Annotated in this window: 22 protein-coding genes; 13 read left to right on the top strand and 9 right to left on the bottom strand. The window is 64.5% G+C overall.

Features of this window, described 5'->3' with window-relative positions; all coding sequences use genetic code 11:
- Nucleotides 1–286 precede the first annotated feature (286 nt).
- The 3 genes from XI09_RS14670 (at nucleotide 287) to XI09_RS14660 (ending at nucleotide 1345) form a co-directional block, all read left to right on the top strand.
- Complete coding sequence (locus XI09_RS14670) at nucleotides 287–454, top strand: hypothetical protein (RefSeq protein ID WP_271567459.1); 168 nt, start codon at nucleotides 287–289, stop codon at nucleotides 452–454.
- Between the two features lie 61 nt (nucleotides 455–515).
- Entirely contained in the window at nucleotides 516–923 is a 408-nt protein-coding gene (locus XI09_RS14665; protein WP_271567458.1) for a hypothetical protein, read from the top strand.
- A 149-nt stretch (nucleotides 924–1072) separates the two neighbouring features.
- The gene (locus tag XI09_RS14660; RefSeq protein WP_271567460.1) at nucleotides 1073–1345 is read left to right on the top strand and encodes a hypothetical protein; all 273 of its coding nucleotides are present in this window, start codon (nucleotides 1073–1075) and stop codon (nucleotides 1343–1345) included.
- A 22-nt stretch (nucleotides 1346–1367) separates the two neighbouring features.
- Here XI09_RS14660 and XI09_RS14655 read toward each other — a convergent pair whose 3' ends face one another.
- The 4 genes from XI09_RS14655 to XI09_RS14640 form a co-directional block, all read right to left on the bottom strand.
- On the bottom strand, nucleotides 1368–3143 hold the full coding sequence (locus XI09_RS14655) for a S8 family serine peptidase (protein ID WP_271567457.1): 1776 nt from the start codon (nucleotides 3141–3143) through the stop codon (nucleotides 1368–1370).
- An 18-nt stretch (nucleotides 3144–3161) separates the two neighbouring features.
- A complete protein-coding gene (locus tag XI09_RS14650) occupies nucleotides 3162–3536 on the bottom strand; it encodes a hypothetical protein (protein ID WP_271567456.1) in 375 nt (124 codons plus the stop codon).
- 161 nt (nucleotides 3537–3697) lie between these two features.
- Nucleotides 3698–4459 (bottom strand): hypothetical protein, encoded by a 762-nt coding sequence (locus XI09_RS14645; RefSeq protein WP_271567455.1) that lies wholly within the window; start codon nucleotides 4457–4459, stop codon nucleotides 3698–3700.
- A 532-nt stretch (nucleotides 4460–4991) separates the two neighbouring features.
- Nucleotides 4992–6083 carry a zinc metalloprotease HtpX gene (locus tag XI09_RS14640; protein ID WP_271567454.1) on the bottom strand — a complete coding sequence of 364 codons (1092 nt, stop codon included), beginning with the start codon at nucleotides 6081–6083 and terminating at the stop codon, nucleotides 4992–4994.
- Between the two features lie 314 nt (nucleotides 6084–6397).
- On the opposite strand from XI09_RS14640, the gene XI09_RS14635 reads away from it, so the two are divergent.
- The 3 genes from XI09_RS14635 to XI09_RS14625 all read left to right on the top strand — a co-directional run bounded on the left by XI09_RS14635 (nucleotide 6398) and on the right by XI09_RS14625 (nucleotide 10233).
- The gene (locus tag XI09_RS14635) at nucleotides 6398–7861 is read left to right on the top strand and encodes a GH1 family beta-glucosidase (RefSeq protein WP_271567453.1); all 1464 of its coding nucleotides are present in this window, start codon (nucleotides 6398–6400) and stop codon (nucleotides 7859–7861) included.
- A gap of 339 nt (nucleotides 7862–8200) precedes the next feature.
- Entirely contained in the window at nucleotides 8201–9433 is a 1233-nt protein-coding gene (locus tag XI09_RS14630; protein WP_271567452.1) for an acetyl-CoA C-acetyltransferase, read from the top strand.
- A gap of 497 nt (nucleotides 9434–9930) precedes the next feature.
- On the top strand, nucleotides 9931–10233 hold the full coding sequence (locus XI09_RS14625) for an HU family DNA-binding protein (RefSeq protein WP_008139488.1): 303 nt from the start codon (nucleotides 9931–9933) through the stop codon (nucleotides 10231–10233).
- 231 nt (nucleotides 10234–10464) lie between these two features.
- Here the strand turns inward: XI09_RS14625 and lon are convergent, their stop codons facing one another.
- The 3 genes from lon to XI09_RS14610 all read right to left on the bottom strand — a co-directional run bounded on the left by lon (nucleotide 10465) and on the right by XI09_RS14610 (nucleotide 14001).
- Nucleotides 10465–12855, bottom strand: coding sequence for an endopeptidase La (gene lon / locus XI09_RS14620; RefSeq protein WP_271567451.1), 2391 nt, complete (start codon nucleotides 12853–12855; stop codon nucleotides 10465–10467).
- 8 nt (nucleotides 12856–12863) lie between these two features.
- The gene (locus XI09_RS14615) at nucleotides 12864–13247 is read right to left on the bottom strand and encodes an Hsp20/alpha crystallin family protein (RefSeq protein WP_271567450.1); all 384 of its coding nucleotides are present in this window, start codon (nucleotides 13245–13247) and stop codon (nucleotides 12864–12866) included.
- Nucleotides 13248–13434: 187 nt separating this feature from the next.
- Nucleotides 13435–14001 carry a YciE/YciF ferroxidase family protein gene (locus tag XI09_RS14610; RefSeq protein WP_271567449.1) on the bottom strand — a complete coding sequence of 189 codons (567 nt, stop codon included), beginning with the start codon at nucleotides 13999–14001 and terminating at the stop codon, nucleotides 13435–13437.
- Nucleotides 14002–14145: 144 nt separating this feature from the next.
- Between XI09_RS14610 and XI09_RS14605 the strand changes: the two genes are divergently transcribed.
- The 3 genes from XI09_RS14605 (at nucleotide 14146) to XI09_RS14595 (ending at nucleotide 17395) form a co-directional block, all read left to right on the top strand.
- Nucleotides 14146–14772 (top strand): MarC family protein, encoded by a 627-nt coding sequence (locus tag XI09_RS14605; RefSeq protein ID WP_271567448.1) that lies wholly within the window; start codon nucleotides 14146–14148, stop codon nucleotides 14770–14772.
- A 169-nt stretch (nucleotides 14773–14941) separates the two neighbouring features.
- A complete protein-coding gene (locus XI09_RS14600) occupies nucleotides 14942–15595 on the top strand; it encodes an L-fuculose-phosphate aldolase (protein ID WP_177234642.1) in 654 nt (217 codons plus the stop codon).
- A 12-nt stretch (nucleotides 15596–15607) separates the two neighbouring features.
- Complete coding sequence (locus XI09_RS14595) at nucleotides 15608–17395, top strand: chloride channel protein (protein ID WP_271567447.1); 1788 nt, start codon at nucleotides 15608–15610, stop codon at nucleotides 17393–17395.
- A gap of 26 nt (nucleotides 17396–17421) precedes the next feature.
- Here XI09_RS14595 and XI09_RS14590 read toward each other — a convergent pair whose 3' ends face one another.
- Nucleotides 17422–17670 (bottom strand): DUF2798 domain-containing protein, encoded by a 249-nt coding sequence (locus XI09_RS14590; RefSeq protein ID WP_027546509.1) that lies wholly within the window; start codon nucleotides 17668–17670, stop codon nucleotides 17422–17424.
- Between the two features lie 304 nt (nucleotides 17671–17974).
- On the opposite strand from XI09_RS14590, the gene XI09_RS14585 reads away from it, so the two are divergent.
- Nucleotides 17975–18379 (top strand): hypothetical protein, encoded by a 405-nt coding sequence (locus XI09_RS14585; RefSeq protein ID WP_271567446.1) that lies wholly within the window; start codon nucleotides 17975–17977, stop codon nucleotides 18377–18379.
- 1220 nt (nucleotides 18380–19599) lie between these two features.
- On the opposite strand, the gene XI09_RS14580 is transcribed toward XI09_RS14585, so the two are convergent.
- Complete coding sequence (locus XI09_RS14580; protein WP_271567445.1) at nucleotides 19600–20037, bottom strand: hypothetical protein; 438 nt, start codon at nucleotides 20035–20037, stop codon at nucleotides 19600–19602.
- A 2-nt stretch (nucleotides 20038–20039) separates the two neighbouring features.
- On the opposite strand from XI09_RS14580, the gene XI09_RS14575 reads away from it, so the two are divergent.
- The 3 genes from XI09_RS14575 (at nucleotide 20040) to puuE (ending at nucleotide 21758) form a co-directional block, all read left to right on the top strand.
- A complete protein-coding gene (locus XI09_RS14575; protein WP_271567444.1) occupies nucleotides 20040–20318 on the top strand; it encodes a hypothetical protein in 279 nt (92 codons plus the stop codon).
- Between the two features lie 90 nt (nucleotides 20319–20408).
- Nucleotides 20409–20822, top strand: coding sequence for a DUF3830 family protein (locus tag XI09_RS14570; RefSeq protein WP_011088906.1), 414 nt, complete (start codon nucleotides 20409–20411; stop codon nucleotides 20820–20822).
- Entirely contained in the window at nucleotides 20823–21758 is a 936-nt protein-coding gene (gene puuE / locus XI09_RS14565) for an allantoinase PuuE (protein WP_271567443.1), read from the top strand.

The raw sequence follows: 21758 nt of genomic DNA, 5'->3' as shown, positions 1-21758 counted from the left end.
GGGTAAGTGGGCGTGGCATCCTCTTTCTCGTAGCGGCTGGCGTGCATTGGCTATATCACGCCGCGCTCTCGATGTCCGCGTCCGGCCCTTGGCGGGCACCGCGGCGCTCCTGGGCGACGTCGGCCCTTTGACCCGTAGCAAAACCGCACCGAGCCAACTCCGCTTTTTCAAGCGACGTGCTGACGCCGCGTCGCCCTTAACCAGTTGGAAACCATCGCAAATGATCCGAAAATTTTAACGAAACTGTTTGGCTGTCTCCGCGTCGGTTTGTCGGAGGGCCCGTCTGATGACAGAGCACCAGTTGAGAGAACAGGAATCCCGGATCGCGCGTTATCGGCATCTGGAACGCGAAGTGACCGACCCGCTGGCCGCGTGTCTGCTTCATGGCATCATCGAGGACCTGGAAGCCGAGCTGCGCAAGGACCGACCGGATTGGCACGGGCCGCGCGATTAACGCTTTCTTAGCGCTAATCATGCGGATTGTTTGCGGGGGAATACCAGGGGAGACGGCTCCCATGCTGAAGGATGGCACCTACGCGGCGTGGTACAAGACGCCGATCGATCAGGGGACCGGTATCGTCCATGTCGCCGACGGCCAGATTTGGGGCCGCGACAGCCTGATGACGTATCACGGCTCCTGCAAGGTCGACGGCGATCGCTTCACCGCAACCGTGTTGACGAAGCGTCATACCGATGGACGTGCGACGGTCTTCGGCATCGATGATGAACTCACGCTGGACATCGAGGGACACTGCCCCGGCAAGATCGCAACCTACACGGCGACGGCACAACAAGTGCCGGGAATGATCCTCCAGGGAACGCTCATTCTGACGGAACAGAAGCCGCCGGCACGTGAACAAGACGGACAGGTCCCCGCGTTCAATCCCGGCAAGCTTCCAAAGCTGCCGAAGCGCTCGCGCTGATCGCGGGAGCCATCGCCGGCCCGCCCGCATCCATATGTCGCGGCCCACGCAGCGCAATTCTGCATCCGACCTGCCTCAAAGCTCGCTTCTCAAACCGTCCGCGACCCGCCATTGTGCTGCCGCACCAGCATCACCCCGGAGCAGCATCAATGTCGGACAAGGTCTCGCGTCACCAGTTCGCGAAAATCGCGGGGTTGTCCGCAGCCGGAATGACAGGTCCCCTCGAGCTCGCGGACGCCAAGCCGGCCGCAGCGCCGCGCGTCAACAACATCTTCGACAACCGCTACTCGACCCTTGGCACCTTCTTCGACAGGGAAGCCCTGCCCAATTTCGCCAATGGCGGTGCGGAATTTAACGACCCGCGCTCGCTGAGCCCGGCAAGGCCCCGTGCGTTCTATGCCGGCATGCGGGTGACGTTATAGGACTGCCGGTCCCGATCATCCCCTAAGGTCTTTCCGCTAGACCCGCGAGCGCCATCGCGGCTCTGAGTTCATGCACCGTCGCTGTTCCCGCGCCGGCAGCCTGGAACGCCAGAGGGGCCGGATTCAGCGGAAGCCGCGTCACGTTGGCCGGGCCGCGCGGCGGCTCGAATATCGTCGACTGGCTTTCGCCGAATGGAATCCGATCGAGCTGCCGAATGGCGCTGCGCATCTCGCGCAATCCCGCATTCAGAGGCATGGCAAGGGGCCGCTGATCGGACCAGACGCCGAGCGCGCGGGCTGCATCCGGCAACCCGGCTCCGGTCTGCCACGGATGGCCGATGGGCTGGGCCGTATCCTTCAGAATTTGGAACAACCGTTCGACCCGGTGGGCATCCTTTGCGATGAAGCTGCCCTTGAAGTCGGCGTGGTCGGCGAGAATCAAGGCTGCAAGCGCGGCAACGTGAGCCGCTGCGAGCGAGGTGCCGTCGCAGACGGCGTAGCCGTCCGGCGACTGACAGGCAATGACCGCAACACCGGGCGCGCATAGGTCGAGTTCGGACCCGCGGCAGGAAAACGGCGGTACAAACAGCCCGCCCGCCGCCGCGCTGGCGGCTGCGGCCTGCGCCGCCTGCGGACTGTCTTCCGGGAAACTTCCCATCCGTCCGACCGCGCCGACTGCCATGACATGCGGGGAACAGGCCGGAAACAGCACGCTCTCTCCGGAGTTGCCGGCGGCAGCGATGACGCTGACGCCTTGTTGCTTGACCATGGCAATGTGCTGCTCAACCAGCACGGAGCCGCGCTCGCACCCGACTCCGACGCACGCCACGTCGATGCCGTTTTGCAGGCAATCATCGAGCGCCGCGATCAGGTCGCTGCAACGGGCATCCAGGGGAAGCCTGCAAACATGGAGCTCGCTGTCCGGGGCGTAGCCGCGGATGCCGTGATCTGCCTGCGCTGCCGCATTGATGATGCCCGCGCAAGGCGTGCCGTGGCCAGTGACGTCCTTTGACCATGAGCGATCTTCGCCACTTCGGGCATCGATACCGTGCTTGATGTCGGCCAATTGCTTGTGGCTGGTCGCCACGCCGCTGTCGATGAGCGCGATCTTGACGTCAGCTCCACGGCAGTGGCCGGGAATCTGATCGAAGCGCATCGCTTCGCCGCCCCAATCCAGCCGGCCAGGTAGCGGCAACGGTTTCAGGGTGAGGGTGTTCACCGCATCGGCCTCGATATTGGGCTGCTGTTGCCACAAGCCCCAATGGCCGGAGCGTGCGCTGACGAAAATGGCGGCGATTGTTTCCGGCACTTCGTCCTGCAGCGTCAGATCGACGTTGCCATCACGGTCCGTCCGTCCCTGAACTGACGCCTGCTCGCCGACGAGCTGCACGATTGCTTGTTCGACAGGCGCACCTGCTTCGCTGAGGACCCGGATCGTCACCTTCAAGTCCGGCCCGAGTGCGGTCATCGTCGTGGCCGCCGGGATGAAAGAGGAGGCCGGGCGGGCAAAGGATGCAGCTCGCAGATAGCTGTCCGGCTCGATGATCAAGCTGCCGGCCGTGGAGCGGCGCAACGCGGCGGCGGCTTCGTCAGGCATGCGCACGATCGCAATTGGCGGGCCACTGACGCCGCGCTGGTCATGGGTCCACAGGATATTGCCGAACTGGTTGAGCTGTTCGGCCAGCGTTTGAGCGCTGACGCCGGGGCCCGCCGGCGCGATCATGTATTGAGTGCTGCGGGCTGGTTTACGTCGATTGTCGCTCGAGGTCGGTCGCGCATCATCTGGACTTATTGCCATGGCGTCGCCTCCTTGATTTCAGTGGATGGAGGATTGCGTGCGATCAATCGAAGCCTGTCGCAGCAGCGGAAGGCGGGGATCGGCTGCGCGGGCGGCTTCGACCGCGCGATAGGCGAAGTAGATCAGGTTGAAGGCCTGCGCAAAATCCCGCTCGGTAAACTTGTTGGCTGCCTGGGTGACGATCGAGACGCAGTTTTCGAGGCCCGCATGCTGTGCCGCGTTGGCCTCCAGATAGGCAGAGAGCGAACGTAATGATTCTGCGATCATGTCTCCGATCATGCTTTCCGCAGCCTGATGATCGAGCACCGGGTTCGGCATCGGGAAGGTGCCGGGCATGGTTCGGAACGGCTGCTCGAACCCTTGCGACTGCAGGCGCAAGAGCAGCGGCATCAAATTGCTGAGCAGACCCACGAGCTGCTGAATGTCTGAGGAGTGGCGCTGTGACGCAGATGCGGCGGAGGGATTGGAATCCGACATGAGGGTTCTCCTTCGGAGGATGCGTGCGCGACGGCAGGCGCGACCGCCGCTTCTGGCGGTCGCGCCTTATCGCGCGGTCAGATCATCCGCTGCTGGCCGTAGGCCTGAAGGTTACCGATGACCTGGGGAATGACGCCGATCAGCTGGCGGGTGATGTCGGCGACATCCTGCTGCGTCAGTTGTCGCTGCTGCTGGCCAAAGCCCGTCTGACCGCCGAATGCCGCTTGGAACTGCGGCGCGCCGAACTGCGAACCCCACATCTGCGCTGGCTGAGTCTGCGTGGGAGAGCCGAGACCGAATTGACCGGGGCCTCCGAATTGACCCTGACCGATACCGCCGTGCATGGCCGAATGCTGCATTTGGGGCTGGCTTTGCAGCATTCCCACGATCTGCGGCACGATGGGCAGGATCTGCCGCACGACCTCGCTCACGTCTTGCGGACTTAGCTGCCGCGGTGCTTGGCCGTAAGCCGCATAGCCCATTCCTGCGAACGGAGTCTGAGCTTGCGCGAGAATTTGCGGCAACGCCGGTATCAATTGCCGCACGACCTCATTCACGTCCTGTGGCGAAAGCTGGCGCTGTTGTCCGCCCCAGGGCTGCTGACCCCCGCCCGTTTGCCCGCCCCAGCCGGGACCATATCCAGGCGCGCCAAAGGTCGGCTGACCGCCGAACTGTCCGTATTGCTGTCCATAGGCCGCCTGGCCCAATCCAAGACCGCCTCCTCCATACTGTTGGCCGCCTTGCGAACCGAATGCTCCCGATCCCCATTGTTGCGGACCGGACTGTCCGAATGGTGAACCATGCGCTTGGTTCTGTTGCAGGGTGTCATAATACGTCATCGCTTGGTCTCCTTGCGATGGTGGTGCCCTCAGCCCAAGATTCTACCAAGGTCGGTCGCATGCGCGACCCCTTCGCTGGCAATAGCGGTTCGTCACGCCGCTGCGACGGCGTTGGAGCTTCAAGTTCAATTGCTTGGCACGGAAGTCTCAGCCGCAAGCAATGTCGCCCGCCTGGGAGGCGCGAGTTGCGTCCCCTCAACGTGACAAGCCGACGGTAAGATATTTTAGAGCGGCAAAATCATTGCCGTCGAAAAAGGTGGGAGCGGATTTTCCTCGCTGGCACGATGGCCAGCCATTTCTCATTTATGTCTCACGTCCGCTCGAACGCTTGGCAATTACGCTGGTGTCTCCCCGGTTCTGCAATGAGCAGAGACGCGAAAAACGTACTCACGTCAAAATAGTTTCGCGAAAGCGCGGCGATATTTTGGCGGCGATCAAACTCCGCGAAAATATCGCCGCGCGAATTTTCGTCAGCCCTCTTTGCCTGGTCAGCGAGCCTTCCGATGTGCATCGGTGTCAACTTCCGCGAATGCTAATAGGCGAGGTTGAGCAATGTGCCGACGCGCTCGGAGGTGGCGGGATGGCTGCGAAGCAAGCGCGTCGGATCATGCACGAATGCGGACGTGCGGCTTGATGCAGAGCCGGTGTGATGGCGCTCCAGCTTGTCGAGTGCGGCGATGAGCGCTCGCGAGTCGCCGGTCAGTTCGAGCGCCGTTGCATCTGCATCCAGTTCGCGAACGCGCGACAGAGCAAGTCCAAGGAGCTGGCCGAGAGTTGGTGCTGCGCTCAGCAGCATCGCCAATGGCCGGCTTGATGTCATGCCACCGTGATGATGGCTGGTTCGCAGCAGCGCGAGACCAGCGAGCGAGGTCCAATCGATCGCGCGTCGCAACGCTGTCGCCCAGCCCATCGTCCAGGCGTCATTGTTGCGGATATGAGCGACTTCATGGGCCAATATCCCGGCAATTTCGTCGCGGGTCATGCCGCGTAGCAGGCCTTCGGTCAACACGATGGCACTGCGTTCCGGTCCGCCGAGTGCATAGGCATTCATGTCGCGCGGTGCCGGCAGACAATAGAGATCCGGCAATCGGGCCAGGCCGGCCCGGCTGCAAACTTTTGTCAGAATGGCGAACAGGTCCGGCACCTCGGCAGGGGACAGCAGGCGGGCACCGAACCAGCGATACACGTTCTCGCGCGAGATGACCGTTTCGTCGGGACGGGGCGTGCTTCCCAACAGCGCCCGCTGCATGCCCTCGGCTCCGCCGACGCTCCAGCCGCAGACGGCGAGCAGAAATGTCATGGCAAGGATCGCCAGTTGAGATGATTGATGGTTCGCAGCCTGATGGGCGTGCCGCCGATGCGGCAACCGCCACGAGTCTCTCGAACTCAGCTCGATACGGCATCGCAGGAAGAGGCCTGCCTCTCCCGACGGCCAATGGATCTCCACGGTGACGGCAGGGCCGCGCCGCAAAACGCGCAGCATCTCTCGCGGCGCATGTCGCACCAGAGCGAACGAAAGGCCTGGCGTGAGGCCGGCAACGACATCTTGGCCGGGCCGATCACCACGCAACGCCATCGGGCTTACGCCAGCGTGAATCATCCCTGTCCCCTCGTGCGCCTTCAAAGCGAAAAGTTACGAATCTCCCGGTGCCTTGTCATGCGAGTTTCATGCCTTGGACACAGAAAAGTCCCGGTATCCACACGGGGGGCGTCCGATCCGCTTCGTTGCAAGCGTCGGGATGAGACCTCAGGAACCGGGGTCTATTCAAGCTAAACCATGGTTTGGTCCGATAATGCCTTATCGGCGCTCCTCGTCAGAGAAGACAGATGTGAGCGTTGGTTGGTTGGTTGCAGTCGTGACACCAGGGACTCCGCTTCTCAAATCGGCCGGAACTCGTCATTGTGCCGGCCCGAAACGATGGAAGTGGAACAGTACCAATGCAGGACAAGTTCTCGCGTCGCCAGTTCGCGAAGATCGCGGGGCTGTCCGCAGCGGCGATGACGGCGCCGGGCCAATCCGTCGAGGCAAAGCCCGATGCCGCGCCACGCAGCTCTCGCGGTTTCCCGCCGGGCTTCCTGTGGGGCACCGCCACCTCGTCCTATCAGGTCGAGGGCGCGGTCAACGAGGACGGGCGAGGGGCCTCGATCTGGGACAGGTTCGTCCGCATCCCCGGCAAGATCGAGGACGGCTCGACCGGCGATCGCGCCAACGAGCACTATCACCGCTACAAGGAGGATATCGCGCTCATCAAGGAGCTCGGCTGCAAGGCCTACCGCTTCTCGATCGCCTGGCCGCGGGTGTTTCCCGACGGCGACGGCAAGCCGAACCCCGGGGGCCTCGACTTCTACGATCGTCTGGTCGACGAGCTTCTGAAGAACGGCATCGAGCCGTGGATGACGCTCTACCATTGGGACCTGCCGCAATCGCTCCAGGACCGCTTTGGCGGCTGGCGCTCGACGGAGACCTGCAAGATCTTCGGCGACTATGCCGCCTATGTCGCCGGGCGTCTGACCGATCGGGTCAAGAACGTGTTCACGCTGAACGAGAGCGGCCGCTTCGTGCAGTTCGGCTATGGCATCGGCATCGATGCGCCCGGCGTGACGCTGCCGCAAGCAGAGGTCAACCAGGTCAGGCACAACAGCGCGCTCGCGCACGGGCTTGCGGTGCAGGCGGTGCGCGCCCATGGCCGCCGCGGCACCCGGGTCGGGCCGGCGGAGAACATCGACGTCTGCGTTCCCGCGATCGACACGCCCGAGCACGTCCGCGCCGCCGAGATCGCGCTGCGCGAGATGAATGCCGGCTATCTCAACGTCATCATGACCGGCAGCTACACCGAGGCGTTCCTGAAATACGCGGGCGCCAATGCGCCGAAATACACCGACGCCGAGCTGAAGATCATCTCCTCGCCGGTCGACTTCCTCGGCCTCAACATCTACGCGCCGCAGAACTATGTGGTGCCGTCCGACCAGGGCGCGGGCTTCATGCCGCTGCCGATCCCGAAATCCTTTCCGCACATGAACTCGGACTGGCTCCGCGTCGCGCCGGAGACGATCTACTGGGTGCCGAAGCTGGCGGCAAGGATCTGGAAGACGGATGCGATCTATATCAGCGAGAACGGCACCTCCGGCGACGATGTGGTGACGCCCGACGGCAAGATCTACGACACCGACCGCATCATGTACCTGCGCAACTATCTCGCCCAGCTCCAGCGCGCCACCGCCGAAGGCGTGCCGGTGCGCGGCTATTTCCTCTGGAGCCTGATGGACAACTTCGAATGGGTGTTCGGGCTCAGCAAGCGTTTCGGGCTCTATCACGTCAATTTCGATACCCAGGTCCGCACGCCAAAGCTCAGCGCGAGCTACTACCGCAACGTGATCGCAAGGAACGCGGCGGGGGTGTAGTCGCGTCCCCCATGCAAAGCCATCTGAGAGATCGTCATGCCCGGGCTTGCCGTCTTCGCTGAAGCCTCGCCGGCCCAACACCGAATGCCCGGCGAAGCCTTGGCGGAGCCGGGTCCCGGGCATCCACGTTCTTCGTGCGGCGTAGCAAGGCGTGGATGGCCGGGACAAGCCCGGCCATGACGTCGCGACGGCTTTCGTGCCAATCGCTCAGGCCGTGTGCGATCGCCCGATTTTACGCGTAGCGGAAAATCCGGGTGAGGGGTGCAAACGCAGCGCATTGACTCACCTCTCCCGCTGACCCACAAACCTCTCAACACTCATAACAAGAGGACAACGCCAATGGCTGACGCGCTGATCATCGATGCTTGCCGGACACCGCGGGGCGTCGGCAAGGCCGGCAAGGGAGCGCTCTCGGGCATTCATCCGCAGCAACTGGGCGCAACGGTGCTGCGCGCGCTCGCCGATCGCACCGGCATCAATACTGCCGATGTCGACGACATCGTCTGGGGCTGCAGCGCGCAGGTCGCAACCCAAAGCGGCGATCTCGGCCGGATGTCGGCGCTCGATGCCGGCTACGACGTGCGCGCCAGCGCGGTGACGCTCGACCGCTTCTGCGGAAGCGGCATCACCAGCGTCAACATGGCCGCAAGCTCGATCATGGCGGGCGCCGAAGACCTCGTCATCGCCGGCGGCTGCGAGATGATGTCGATGGAGGGACGCCGCGGCGGCGGTCCGATGATGATGGACGGCGGCAATCTGCGCCTGCGCGCGCGGCATCCGCAGTCGCATCAGGGCGTCTGCGCCGATGCGATCGCGACCATGGAAGGCATCACCCGGCGGGACGTCGATGCGCTCGGGCTGGAGAGCCAGAAGCGTGCCGCGCATGCGATGGCGAACGGGCACTTCAAGAAGAGCCTCGTGCCCGTTCATCGCGAGGACGGCAGCCTTGCGCTCGACCACGAAGAGTATCCGCGGCCGCAGACCACGATGGAAGGCCTCAGCAGCCTGAAGCCGGCTTTCCCTGCGATCGCCGACTATGCGCTCGACGACAAGGGCACCACCTATCGCGGCCTGATCCTGCAAAAATATCCTGATCTGAACATCGACTTCGTGCACCATGCCGGCAATTCGTCCGGCGTCGTCGACGGCGCCGCCGCGATCCTGCTGGCCTCGCCCGCCTACGCCAAGGCGCACGGCCTCAAGCCGCGCGCCCGCGTGGTGGCGATGGCCAATATGGGGGACTCGCCGACCTTGATGCTGAACGCGCCGGTGCCGGCGACGCGCAAGGTGCTGGCGAAGGCGGGGCTGACCATCGACGACATCGACCTGTTCGAAATCAACGAGGCCTTCGCGGTGGTGGCGGAAAAATACATCCGCGACCTCAGGCTCGACCGCGCCAAGGTCAACGTCAACGGCGGCTCGATCGCGCTCGGCCATCCCATCGGCGCGACCGGCTCGATCCTGATCGGCACCGTGCTCGACGAGCTCGAACGGCGCGACCTCAAGCGCGGTCTCGTCACCATGTGCGCCGCCGGCGGCATGGCGCCGGCCATCGTCATCGAGCGCATCTAGCCTACTTTCTTCACCTCTCCCCGCTTGCGGCGAGAGGTCGGATCGCCTCGGCGATGCGAAGCATCGTCCGGTGCGATCCGGGTGAGGGGGTGTACAGCTATATCGTCGATCTCATGCGGGGAGAGAGGCCCCTCCCAGCGCGAGCGAAGCTCGTCGCGCCCCCGTAAGAACGGGGAGAGGGAGAGCACCTGCAAAGGCGGCGGCGATGCAATCTAGCCTTATTTTCTAGGGCGAAACGCGCTCCTCCTCGCACAAAGAGGCCGGTCGTCGCTTGTCGAAAGCAGCGAATCAGCTTTAGCAAGGCTGCGTGCGGGCCTTTGAAACAAGGTAAAATCCGCTGCCAGAGGCTCCTCCCGCTCCGGAAGTAGCTAAAAAGCAGGGTTTTTTGCCACAGGGGGCCAAAAAAGCCCGTAAAATCGCGACAAAACTGTGCAGAAGGCTCTAGGCCTTCGCCGGTTGGTCTAATATGCAACCGGCAACGAATCAGAGGAGACACGATGCCAGCCCAAATGTCGAAATCGCAGTTGATCGAAAAGATTGCGACCGCCACCGAGCTTTCCAAGCGCGACGTCAAGAGCGTCATGGAGACGCTGACCGACGTCGGTCACAAGGAGCTCAAGAAGAACGGCCTGTTCCTGGTGCCGGGCTTCGCCAAGTTCGTGGTCATCAAGAAGCCCGCGACCAAGGCGCGCAAGGGCACCAACCCGTTCACGGGTGAAGAGATGATGTTCAAGGCCAAGCCGGCCCGGAAGATCGTCCGCGCTCGCCCGGTCAAGGCTGCCAAGGACGCGGTGGCCTGATAAAACAAAGGCCCCCTCGCAGGAGGGGGCCTTTTATGTTCGACGACCGCGAGGGCTGAATCGGAGGGGTTCAGCCTTTGCGGCGCCTGACCCGGACCGGGACCGGCTGAAGCCGCGGCTCGGGTCCCGCGAGCGCATCGCGAACCCCGTCGATGGCGCGATCGAGCAGCTGGCGCAGCCGCTGTGTCTTCCGCGATCTCTTTGCTCTTTCCAGCAGTTTCTTCATCGCATTCACTCCGCCGCTTCGACCTTGGCCTCGGCCGGCTCGAGCGCTGCGGCGATGGCCTCGTCGACGCGCTCCAGCCAGATGAATTCGAGGTTGTCCCGCGCGCTCTTCGGGATGTCGTCGTAGTCCCGCTTGTTGCGCGCCGGCAGCATGACCCGCTTCAGTCCGGCGGCGGCCGCGGCCACCACCTTCTCCTTGATGCCGCCGACCGGCAGCACCAGGCCGCGCAGCGAGATCTCGCCGGTCATCGCGGTGTCGCTGCGCACCGTGCGGTTGGTGAGCAGCGACGTCAGCGCCGTGAACATCGCGACGCCCGCGCTCGGCCCGTCCTTCGGGGTTGCGCCCGCCGGGACGTGGACGTGGATGTCGCTCTTCTCGAACAGCTGCGGATCGATGCCGAGCTGGCTGGCTTTGCTCTTCACCAGCGTCATCGCGGCCTGCACGCTCTCACGCATGACGTCGCCGAGCTGGCCGGTCAGGATCATCCCACCGCGGCCGGGCACGCGCGAGGCCTCGATGAACAGGATGTCGCCGCCGACCGGCGTCCAGGCAAGGCCGGTGGCGACGCCCGGAATGCTGGTGCGCTGCGCGATCTCGCCTTCGAAGCGCGGCTGGCCGAGCACGGTGGCGATGTCCTTCGGGCTCACCACGATCTTGGCAGCCGTGCCCTCGGCGACCTGCACTGCGGCGTGCCGGAACACCTTGCCGATCTCGCGCTCCAGATTGCGCACGCCGGCCTCGCGGGTATAACCCTTGACGATCAGCTTCAGCGCCTCCGGCTCGATCTCGGCCTGTTCGGCCGTCAGGCCATTGGCCTCCAGCTGCCGCCGCACCAGATAGCGCCGCGCGATCTCCAGCTTCTCGTCCTCGGTGTAACCGGCGAGGCTGATCAGCTCCATGCGGTCCAGGAGCGGACCCGGAATCTGGTCCAGCATGTTGGCGGTCGCGATGAACACCACGCGCGACAGGTCGAAGGGCACGCCCAGGTAATTGTCCCGGAACGTCCCGTTCTGCTCGGGGTCGAGCACCTCCAGCATGGCAGCGGAAGGATCGCCCTGCACGCCACGGCCCATCTTGTCGATCTCGTCCAGCATCATGACGCAGTTCCGGCTGCCGGCCTTCTTGATGCCCTGGATGATGTTGCCGGGCAGCGCGCCAATATAGGTGCGCCGGTGGCCGCGGATCTCGGCCTCGTCATGCAGGCCGCCGAGGCTGACGCGCACGAACGGGCGATCCATCGCGCGTGCGATGGACTGGCCGAGCGAGGTCTTGCCGACGCCGGGCGGGCCGACGAAGCACAGGATCGGCGCCTTGCCCTGCGGGGCGAGCTTGCGCACCGCCAGATATTCGATGATCCGGCTCTTGATCTTCTCCAGGCCGAAATGATCGGCATCCAGGATGCGGCGCGCTTCCTTGATGTCGATCGGCTTCTCCGCGGGCAGCGCCCAGGGCAGCTCGATCAGCCAGTCGAGGTACGTGCGGACCATGCCGGCTTCGCCGGCGGCCTCGGGCATGCGCTCGTAGCGGCGCAGCTCCTTCTTGGCATGCGCGTCCGCCTCCGGCGGCATGTTCGCCTTGGCGATGGCAGCCGTCAGCTCGGCGACCTCGACCGCCTTGCCGTCGCCTTCGCCGAGCTGGCGCTGAATGGTCGCCATCTGCTCGCGCAGGATCGCCTCGCGCTGCCGCTCGTCGAAGCTGGCGCGGGTCTTCTGGCCGATCTCGTTGGAGATGCGCAGCACCTCCAGCCGCTCGGCCAGATGCTTCGACACCTTCTCGACCCGCAAGGCGAGGTCGATGGTCTCCAGCACCTCCTGCTTGTCCTGCGGCTTTATGTCCATGAACGACGTCGCCAGGTCCGCCAGCGCGCCGGGCGCGGTGGTGCCCTGGAACATCGCGGCCAGCTCGGGCGGCGCCTGCGGCAGCAGCTCGATCGCCTCGATCGCCTGGCGCTGCAGGTTCAGCGCGCGCGCCTCGATCTCGGGCGAGGTCGTGGTCGGCTCCGGAATCTGCTGGATCCGTGCAGCCGGGAACGGCGTTCCCGGCAGGAAGTCGAGGATGCGGGCGCGCTGCACGCCCTGGCAGACGATGTGATGGGTGCCGTCGGGCGCGGTGATGTAGCGCACGATATTGGTGATGGTCGCGACCCGATAGAGATCGTCCGGCCCGGGCTCCTCGGTCTCGGGGCTGCGTTGCAGGACGATGCCGACCGGCCGCTGCTCGCGCAGCGCCTGCTGCGCGGCGGCGACCGACTTCGGCCGTGCGATCGCGATCGGCGCGATGGCGCCGGGGAACAGCACCATCTCGCGCACGGGGATGATGATCAGCGCGTCGTCGGGGATCTTCACGTCGGACTCGGTGGAATTGGTCTGTGCGTTATTCATCTGTTCGGTGGCCATGATCGACCTCAGGATTTGGCGAGGCGCAGTGCGACGCAGCCGTCCATCACGAAGCGGCTGATGGCGTAGCGGCCAAGGGGAAGCGCGATGCGCCGCTCGAAGCGGCCCTGCGGCAGCTCGAGCCGGTGGATGCGGGCATTGCGAAGCTCCGGCGGAAGGGTGCGCTGGCCGGAGATGACGAGCGCGCCGTCATGGATCAGCGTCTCGACATTGTCGGGATTGACGCCGGGAAGCGCCACCAGGATCAGAAGCTCATGTTCGGTTTCGAGCACGTCGATCGGCGGCTCCCAGCAGGCTTCCTGGCGGCCGAACTGCTGCCGCAGCCGGTCGGCGCGGGTCAGCGAGTCCAGGGCTTCGGACAGCATCCAGTCGAGGGGATTTTTGGGTTGCATGGCAAGACTCGGGGAAGGCGCTGCGGTTGGAAGACCAGCATATGGGGACGGTTCCCCGGAATTCCAGCATCGCGCGTTTGGAGCATGCCTGTCCCCTCGAACCCGAGGAGGCCCTTGCAGTCAGACGCTTCGACACCGCGACGATGTTCCGCGGCGTCGAAGGCAACAGTTGGGCGCGGCGCGCCGATCAGGCGGCGGCGCGGTATTGCTCTTCCGCTTCGAGGTTGATGACGGAGGTGGCGAGCTCGGTCAGCGTGCGATCGGTCGCCTCTTCCTCATCGAGCGTCGCCTGGAGCAGCCTGGCGGCGTCCGGCATGCCGAGCTCCTCGGCCCAGGTGCGCAGTGTGCCATAGCGGGAGATCTCGTAGTGCTCGACGGCTTGCGCCGCCGCGAGCAGGCCGGCGTCGAGGGCGGGGGCGTTCTTGAAATCCTTCATGATCTCGGCGCCCTCGTCGGTGATGCCGTTGATCGCCTCGCAGGGCTTGCCGCGCGCGGGCTTGCCCAGCATCTTGAAGATCTGGTCGAGACGTTTGATCTGGCCCTGCGTCTCGCGCAGATGCTTGTTGAAGGCTGCGGAGAGCTGCTTGGAGTGAGCCGCCTTCGCCATCTTCGGCAACGTCTTGATGATCTTGTTCTCGGCGAAATAGATGTCCTTCAACGTCTCCAGGAACAGGTCGCTCAGCATCTTCGGCGCCTGACGCGTCCGGCGCGCCGCGGTCTTCTTGGTGGTGCTTTTCTTTGCTCGTTTGGCCATAAACCCTCCTCTTGAGGTGACACGGGAAGGCGATGCCCTCCTTAATCCTCGCGCGACCAAGACTCTGGGAGGGCAAATGTTCCTCGCGAAGGCCGCCTCGAGCCGTTATGGATTGCGGCTCCACCTCGCGTGAGACCCACCCGCATGCTCGACTTCGCTCTGTCCGCCTTCGTGACGCTGCTGCTGGTGGTCGATCCCGTCGGCCTTGCGCCGGCTTTCCTCGCCGCGACCGGGGGCATGCCCGACACGGTCAAGCGCACGATCGCGCTGCGCGCGCCGCTGATCGCCGCCTCGATCCTGGTGGTGATCGCTCTGGTCGGAAACTGGCTGCTGCGGCAGCTCGGGATCGGCATCCCCGGCTTCCAGATCGCCGGCGGGCTGCTGCTGTTCGGTGTGTCCTACCAGATGATCTTCGGCGACCGCCCGCATCGCGAGGCCCGCGAGGCCGACAAGGCGACCTCGGAGCACGCGTCCGATGTCGCGGTGTTTCCGCTGGCCATCCCCATGATGGCCGGCCCCGGCGCGATCGCGACCACGCTGCTGTTGACGGGCGATGCCGGCTACGGGGCGAGGCTCGCGATCATCATCGCGATCGTCCTCGCGGTGTGCCTGCTCTGCATGCTGTGCTTTCTCTCCGCGAGCCTGATCGCCCGCACCCTCGGGCGCACCGGAAATGCGGTGCTTTCGCGCGTGCTCGGCATGCTGCTCGCCGCCTATTCCGTGCAGTTCGTGATCAACGGCATCGCGGCCGTCCGGGCGAGCCTGCCGTAGGATTGCGACGATCCGTTAATCCGTTGATTCCATGGTCTATTTCGTGGAGCCACGGACCGGCCGGCGAGACGACGGGCGATCCGGTCGCTTTCGCTTGCGCTGCCGTATTGCTTTGACGTACTTCCGGTCTGACAAACGCCTATCGCCAAGAAGCCGAGAAGAAATCGAGATGTCGATGACAGCGGACGAGCCCGCCAAGAGACAGGCCATCATCGACGCCTGCCGCCGCATGAATGCGCTCGGCATCAACCAGGGCACCTCGGGCAATATCAGCGTCCGGCATGTGGACGGGCTGCTGGTCACGCCCACCAGCGTGCCCTATGAGGCCATGACGCCCGACCAGATCGTGTTCATGGCGATGGACGGCTCGCACGCGCCCGATCAGAAGCCGTCCAGCGAGTGGCGCTTCCACCGCGACATCCTGAAGGCCCGGCCCGACGTCAACGCCGTGGTCCATGCCCATCCGACCTATTGCACCATCCTTGCGATCATGGGCATGGAGATCCCGCCCGTGCACTACATGATCGCGGCCGCAGGCGGCGACAGCATCCGCTGCGCGCCCTATGCCACCTTCGGAACGGAGGAACTGTCCGAACATGCGGTGCGGGCGCTGGAGGGGCGGCTTGCCTGCCTGCTCGACCATCACGGCATGATCGCGATCGGCAAGACGCTGGACAAGGCGATGTGGCTCGCTGTCGAGGTCGAGACTCTGGCGCGGCAATATCACGGCTGTCTCCAGATCGGGAAACCGCCGCTGCTCTCGGGCGCCGAGATCGAGCGGGTCCGTCAGCGCATGGCCGGCTACGGCATGTCGGAAGGGTAGGGCGGGCAGAAGGTGTTCGTGCGGATCAGACATCTCGTCGATCGCAAGGGATCGAACCGCGTCATGGTTCGCCTGCGCGCGCTCCTGCGCAGCAACGAGTTCTACCTGATCCCGCTCGCCCTGGTGATCGGCACGCTGGCCGGCGCCATCGTGACGCTGATGGCCGAGATCGCGCAGATTGCCCATATGCTCATCTACGGCATTCCCGTCGACGTCCGCCTGTCGGCCAACGCCTGGGTCAGCCCCTGGGCGGCGCTGATCGCGCCTGCGCTCGGCGGATTGGCGCTCGGCATCATGGAATGGTCGCGGCGGCGGATGAAGATCTCCAGCGCGGTCGACCCGATCGAGGCAAATGCGCTGCGCGGCGGCAATCTGTCGATGCGCGACAGCCTGGTTGTGTCGAGCCAGACGCTGATCTCCAACGGCTGCGGCGCCTCGGTCGGCCTCGAGGCCGGCTATACCCAGATCGGCTCCGGCATCGCCTCGCTGCTCGGCAAGTTCTTCAATCTGCGCCGCAACGATCTGCGCCTGATGGTCGGCTGCGGTGCGGCCGCCGCGATCGCCGCGGCGTTCGGCGCGCCGATCACCGGCGCCTTCTACGCCTGCGAGCTGATCGTCGGCGTCTATTCGGTCGGCAGCGCCGCCCCGATCCTGGCCGCCTCGCTCGCCGGTGCGCTGACCGCGCAATGGCTCGGCGGCGCGCCGTATTCGCTGGAGATACCGAAGGTCAGCGCCGTCGGCGTCGAGCAGTACCTGGCCCTGATCGGTCTCGCCCTCATCACCAGCGGCGTCGGCATTGCCGTGATGCGCTCCTCGCCGATGTTCGAGCGCCTGTTCGCCTGGCTGCCGGTCTGGCTGCGTCCCGTGATGGGTGGCCTCGTCGTCGGCGGCTTTGCGATTGTCACGCCGCAGGTGCTGGCGGCCGGCCACGGCGCCATGGTGCTCGATCTCTTTCACGACATGACGATCGGCCTGATCGCGCTGATCATCGCCCTGAAGGTGACGGCCTGCCTGATCTCGCTCGCCTCGGGCTTCCGCGGCGGCCTGTTCTTCGCCTCGCTGTTCGTCGGCAGCCTGATCGGAAAGTTCTTCTCCGCGGTGCTGTTGCTGATCAGTCCGAACTTCGTGATCGATCCGCTGGTGGCGATGCTGACGGGCATGGCGACGCTCGGCGTCGCCATCGTCGGCGGTCCCCTGACCATGTCGTTCCTCGTGCTCGAGATGACCCGCAATGTCGACGTCACCGCCGTGGTGCTGGCCGGCTGCATCGTCACCTCGATCTGCGTGCGCTTCATGTTCGGCCACTCCTTCTCGACCTGGCGCCTGCATCTGCGCGGCGAGACCATCCGCAGCGCCAACGACGTCGGCTGGCTGCGCAACCTCACCGTCGAGCGCTTGATGCGCTCCGATGTCGGCAAGGTGCCGTCGACCACGACGATCGCCGCCGTACGCCGCGAATTCGCGCTGGGCTCACGGCCGGGAGTCGTCATCGTCAACAATGCGGACGAATATGTCGGCCTCGTCCTGCTGCCCGATCTGTTCTCCGGCGACCTCGACACCATCGCCGACGACATCCAGGTGATCGAGCTCGCCCGCCTGATCGACATCGTGCTGATCCCGGAAATGAACGTGAAGTCGGCAATGGCGGTGTTCGACGAGGCGGAAGCCGAGATGCTGGCGGTGGTCGATTCAACCGACAGCCGCAAGGTGGTCGGCTTCCTCACCGAGAACTTCGCCCGCCGCCGCTATGTCGAGGAGATCGACAAGGCGACGCGCGGCGTGCTGGGGGCGCTGTCGTAAAGCGCGATGCCAGGCGCTTTTCCGGTTCACTGAGACGGAGAAGCGACGACGCAGGCCACGATCCGGCGGACCAGTGGCAGCACCATCAGCAGCGTTGGAAAGGCGACCAGCCATGACAGCGCCCAGGCGCCCGGCCAGGTCGCGAGGAAGGCCGGCGTTGCGCCGAGGCTTCGAAGCGTCGAAATGACCGACACCACGGCTGTCATGAGGATGGATAGCACAAAAGGCATTACGATCGGCGCGTAGCGCGCCGGCAGTTTGCGAACCGCAATCATCTGATTTCTCTTACTGAAAAGGACGCGTCAGTCACGTTGAACCCTGCAAATGGCATCGATCCCGACGGCGTCGGTTGATGCGTTGGTTCACGTGAAACGCTTACGGCGACCGAAAAACGGCGCGGCTGTTCATTATCCGCTCAGGTTGAAGGGTTCAAGCTGCGTCTGGTCGTTCGGTTTACAATCGTTCAAAGCGTGGCAGATTGCCGCGATTACGCAACCATTTCAGTGGTTTGCGCATTATATATTGATACATTGTTTGCATGGGTCAATCTGGGCGAGAGCAGAGGAAGGTCAAAACAAAATGAGTGATGGACCGATGAATTCCGCGGCTGGCCGCAAGATTGTACTGGCCGCGTTCGCCAGCCTGGCACTGGTCGCAACCTCTGCATCGCCCTCGGCTGCGGCGTCCTCGGGACCGGCCAAGCCGGTGTCCGCAAAGGTCGTGACGGCGGGGCAGGCTGCCTCCGACGTCACCGATTTCAGCGCAGCACGCCGCCACCGCTACTATCGACGCGGCTCGAACGCTGCGGGCCTTGCCGTCATGGGGGCCGCGGCGGGCATCATCGGGGGGGTGATCGCCGAGCAGCGGCGCCGCGAGTACTATGAGGACAACTATTACTATGGCCCGCGTCCTTATTACGGCGGACCGGGCTATTACGGCGGCGGTCCCTACTACGGCGAGCGCTACTATTATCAGCCCTACTAGGCGGTCGTTTTCGCCGTAGCCTGGACGGAGTGCAATCCGAGGGTCATCGTCGGATCCGCGGGAAGCTTCACCGATTTCGCCAAAGGGGCGGTGCTTTGCACCGCCCCTTTGTTGCTTCGGGGACGGGCCGCCGTCCGTCCTGTTTCGCCCGTCTGTCAATGCCCTTCCATGAAAATATTCCGCTTTACCGAAATTCGGATTTGTCGTATGTGTCGCCCATCCCGGCTTGACCTTGAAGGGCGATCATGTGGTCGTCATTTTTCGCGAGCCGGGCTTGCGGTGGACGCGGCAGCGTCGGGCGCGAGAGGTGCGGGCAGGGCGGATTGCTCTCCGTGAGCCCAAGGCTTCGCGCCAGACGAGCGGCGCTGTCAGGTTCGTCTCGCTCGTAAGTTTCCGGCTCCGTCGACAGGGCTGGAAAAACTGCGGCGAAAGGGCGAGCCGTGCGTACGGCAAAACCGTGTGGTCCTGGCCGTCGTTGCTACGGTCAAGCTCTTGCGGAGGCGGCAGTCGCGTCAACCGGCGCGGTGCCGGTGAATTTCGCTGGGGTGAGGGAGGCCAGAAGGAACTCGGCTCCCGGGAGAGCACGGCATAAGCCGTCCAACCACTGCGCAGGGAAGGCCGAGTGATTGGCTACACCTGTATGCTGCTGTGCGGTTTTCTGCGTGTGCCTTTCGCGCGGCAGACCGCGGGTGCCAGCCGGCACCCGGCCTTCCCTGCGCCCTCTTGGCTTGAAGAGGGTGGAGCGATGAAGCAAAACTCGGGCGAATTGCGCCGCGAGATCGGGAAGGCGCGTCTGCGAGATGAGAAGGTGAATCTGCGAGATGAAATGCCCGCTGGAAGAGCGACGCTGTTGCCTCATACTCCGTCATTGCGAGCGCGGCGAAGCAATCCAGAATCCCTCCGCGGAAAGACTCTGGATTGCTTCGCGGAGCCTGTCATCGGGCCGCGCTTTGCGCGGACCCGTTGGCTCGCAATGACGATGTGGAGGCAGCGGTACGTCACGCTCCGCTCTCGTGCCCCGGACGCAGCGCAGCGCTCCTTCAGCGGTGCGCTGCTGAGCCGGGGCCCATGCCACACGGAAGTTCGTGGCTTCTGGGTCCCGGCTCTGCGCCGCAACGCTTCACGCGTTGCAGCTTGTCCGGGACACGGGAGAGAACGGGGGCGTTGCAACTTGCTCCGTCATTACTGCTTTCACCAAAGCAAAGCACCCCGCCGGCACGTCACCGTCCCGCCGGTGCCGACATGGCGCCGTTGGCGTAGCGCGACCAGTCGGGCGCGGTGGGCTGCGACGGCCAGAGCGCGGCGTTGGAGTCGCGCACCGATTGGGTGATGGGGGCAGGTTTCGCCTTGCGGCTGTGGTGGCGGTCGCTCGCTGCGGCGGTCTGGATGGTGGCGGCGGCCATCAGCGTGGCGCCGAGAATGGCGAAGGTTTTTCGCATCGTTGTTTCTCCCGTGACGACGCTCCGGCTGTGAGAAATGTGTTCGTCGTCGCGGCTGACATGGCGATGGGGCCTTGTGAATATCAGCGGCGCCACCTTCACGTTGCGGCGAGCAAATTTTTTAGTCCCGGCTAAATATTCGGCAATCGCCCGGTCGGGCCCGATGGACTTGCCCCCGGCAATCCGGTTGAATGGGGCGAATTGGTTTTCGGGCGACAACGATGTCGAAATATCTGCTGGTCCTTCTCCTGATCGCCGCGCCGGCCGCGGCGCAGGTCAAGCTCACTCCGAAGACTGCGGCGGCGCATCCGGACCCCTGCGCGCCGATCGGGCGGACGGCGGACGGCAAGCTGGTCTACTCGATGAAATGCGAGAACCTTCCCGCACCGCCTCCACCCCCGCCGCCGGCGGAACTCAAGGAGGCGCCGCCGCCTGCCGCCGAGGCCGAGCCGGAGACGCGGCGGAGCGGCATTTTCGGCTGGTCCTACGACCGCAGGTGAGGTGTCGCGCCACTTGCGCGAAGCCCGATGGAATGCTCTTTGCTTGAAAGTTCCCCGTGGGGCCTTTAGCCCCCGATCCAGAGAGATGAGATGAGCAAACTCGTTATCCGTGCCGGCGACTACACCTTCGATGCCCGCTTCGAGGAGCAACTGGCGCCCAAGACCGTTGCCGCGTTCCGCAAGGCCATGCCGTTTGAAAGCCACATCATCCATGTGCGCTGGAGCGGCGAGGCGGTGTGGATGCCGCTCGGCGACCTCGATTTCGGCGTCGGCTACGAGAACCACACCAGCTATCCCGCGCCGGGCCAGATCATCCTTTATCCCGGCGGCATCAGCGAGACCGAGATCCTGATGGCCTATGGCGGCGTGAGCTTCGCGAGCAAGATGGGCCAGCTCGCCGGCAATCACTTCATCACGGTGACCTCGGGGTTGGAGAACCTCGCGACCCTCGGCAAGAGCGTGCTGTGGAAGGGCGCGCTGCCGATCCGCTTCGAGGAAGTCTGAGTGACCGACGCCCGCTACCCGCGCGATCTCCGCGGTTACGGCCGCAACCCGCCGCATCCGCAATGGCCCGGCAACGCGCGGGTCGCGGTGCAGTTCGTCGTCAATTTCGAGGAGGGCGGCGAGAACAACATCCTGCACGGCGACCGCGCCTCGGAAGCCTTCCTGTCCGATGTGCTCGGCGCGCAGCCCTGGCCGGGCCAGCGCCACGCCAATATCGAATCGATGTTCGAATATGGCTCGCGCGCGGGCTTCTGGCGCTTGTGGCGAATGTTCAACGAACGGAAGTGGCCGACCACCGTGTTCGGCGTCGCCACCGCGCTGAAGCGCAATCCGGAAATCGTTGCTGCGATGAAGGAGGCGGGCTGGGACATCGCCAGCCACAGCCTGAAATGGATCGAGCACAAGGACATGACCGAGGCGCAGGAGCGCGCCGAGATCGCCGAGTCGATCCGCGTCCACCTTGAGGCGACCGGATCGCGGCCGCTTGGCTGGTACACCGGACGCTCCTCGATCAACACCAACCGTCTCCTGATGGAAGAGGGTGGCTTCCTCTATCTCTGCGACTCCTATGCCGACGATCTGCCCTATTGGGTCAAGGGCGCCAGGGGCAAGCAGCTCATCATTCCCTATACGTTAGACGCCAACGACATGCGGTTCATCAATCCGCAGGGCTTTGCCGAAGGCGAGCAGTTCTACACCTATCTGAAGGACGCCTTCGACGTGCTCTACGCCGAAGGCGAGACCGCGCCGAAGATGATGTCGGTCGGGCTGCATTGCCGCCTCGCCGGCCGGCCCGGCCGCGCCGCGGGGCTGATCCGCTTCCTGGATTACATCGGCAAGCACGAGCGCGTCTGGGTGCCGACGCGGCTCCAGATCGCGCAGCATTGGCACGACAAGCACGCGCACCTTGCCGCCGACGCGTTCGAGATCGGGTAA

Source organism: Bradyrhizobium sp. CCBAU 11386 (genome assembly GCF_028128955.1).
Classification (GTDB): Bacteria; Pseudomonadota; Alphaproteobacteria; order Rhizobiales; family Xanthobacteraceae; genus Bradyrhizobium.
Note: the sequence above shows the minus strand (reverse complement) of the source record. Positions and strands in the feature narration are given on the sequence as shown.

Coding starts and splice junctions, on each gene's coding strand:
- XI09_RS14605 (WP_271567448.1), top strand. CDS start 14,146: ATGCTCGACTTCGCTCTGTCCGCCTTCGTGACGCTGCTGCTGGTGGTC.
- XI09_RS14570 (WP_011088906.1), top strand. CDS start 20,409: ATGAGCAAACTCGTTATCCGTGCCGGCGACTACACCTTCGATGCCCGC.
- XI09_RS14665 (WP_271567458.1), top strand. CDS start 516: ATGCTGAAGGATGGCACCTACGCGGCGTGGTACAAGACGCCGATCGAT.
- XI09_RS14615 (WP_271567450.1), bottom strand. CDS start 13,247: ATGCAACCCAAAAATCCCCTCGACTGGATGCTGTCCGAAGCCCTGGAC.
- XI09_RS14610 (WP_271567449.1), bottom strand. CDS start 14,001: ATGGCCAAACGAGCAAAGAAAAGCACCACCAAGAAGACCGCGGCGCGC.
- XI09_RS14630 (WP_271567452.1), top strand. CDS start 8,201: ATGGCTGACGCGCTGATCATCGATGCTTGCCGGACACCGCGGGGCGTC.
- XI09_RS14670 (WP_271567459.1), top strand. CDS start 287: ATGACAGAGCACCAGTTGAGAGAACAGGAATCCCGGATCGCGCGTTAT.
- XI09_RS14660 (WP_271567460.1), top strand. CDS start 1,073: ATGTCGGACAAGGTCTCGCGTCACCAGTTCGCGAAAATCGCGGGGTTG.
- XI09_RS14645 (WP_271567455.1), bottom strand. CDS start 4,459: ATGACGTATTATGACACCCTGCAACAGAACCAAGCGCATGGTTCACCA.
- XI09_RS14625 (WP_008139488.1), top strand. CDS start 9,931: ATGCCAGCCCAAATGTCGAAATCGCAGTTGATCGAAAAGATTGCGACC.
- XI09_RS14635 (WP_271567453.1), top strand. CDS start 6,398: ATGCAGGACAAGTTCTCGCGTCGCCAGTTCGCGAAGATCGCGGGGCTG.
- XI09_RS14585 (WP_271567446.1), top strand. CDS start 17,975: ATGAGTGATGGACCGATGAATTCCGCGGCTGGCCGCAAGATTGTACTG.
- XI09_RS14590 (WP_027546509.1), bottom strand. CDS start 17,670: ATGATTGCGGTTCGCAAACTGCCGGCGCGCTACGCGCCGATCGTAATG.
- XI09_RS14600 (WP_177234642.1), top strand. CDS start 14,942: ATGTCGATGACAGCGGACGAGCCCGCCAAGAGACAGGCCATCATCGAC.
- XI09_RS14575 (WP_271567444.1), top strand. CDS start 20,040: ATGTCGAAATATCTGCTGGTCCTTCTCCTGATCGCCGCGCCGGCCGCG.
- lon (WP_271567451.1), bottom strand. CDS start 12,855: ATGGCCACCGAACAGATGAATAACGCACAGACCAATTCCACCGAGTCC.
- XI09_RS14655 (WP_271567457.1), bottom strand. CDS start 3,143: ATGGCAATAAGTCCAGATGATGCGCGACCGACCTCGAGCGACAATCGA.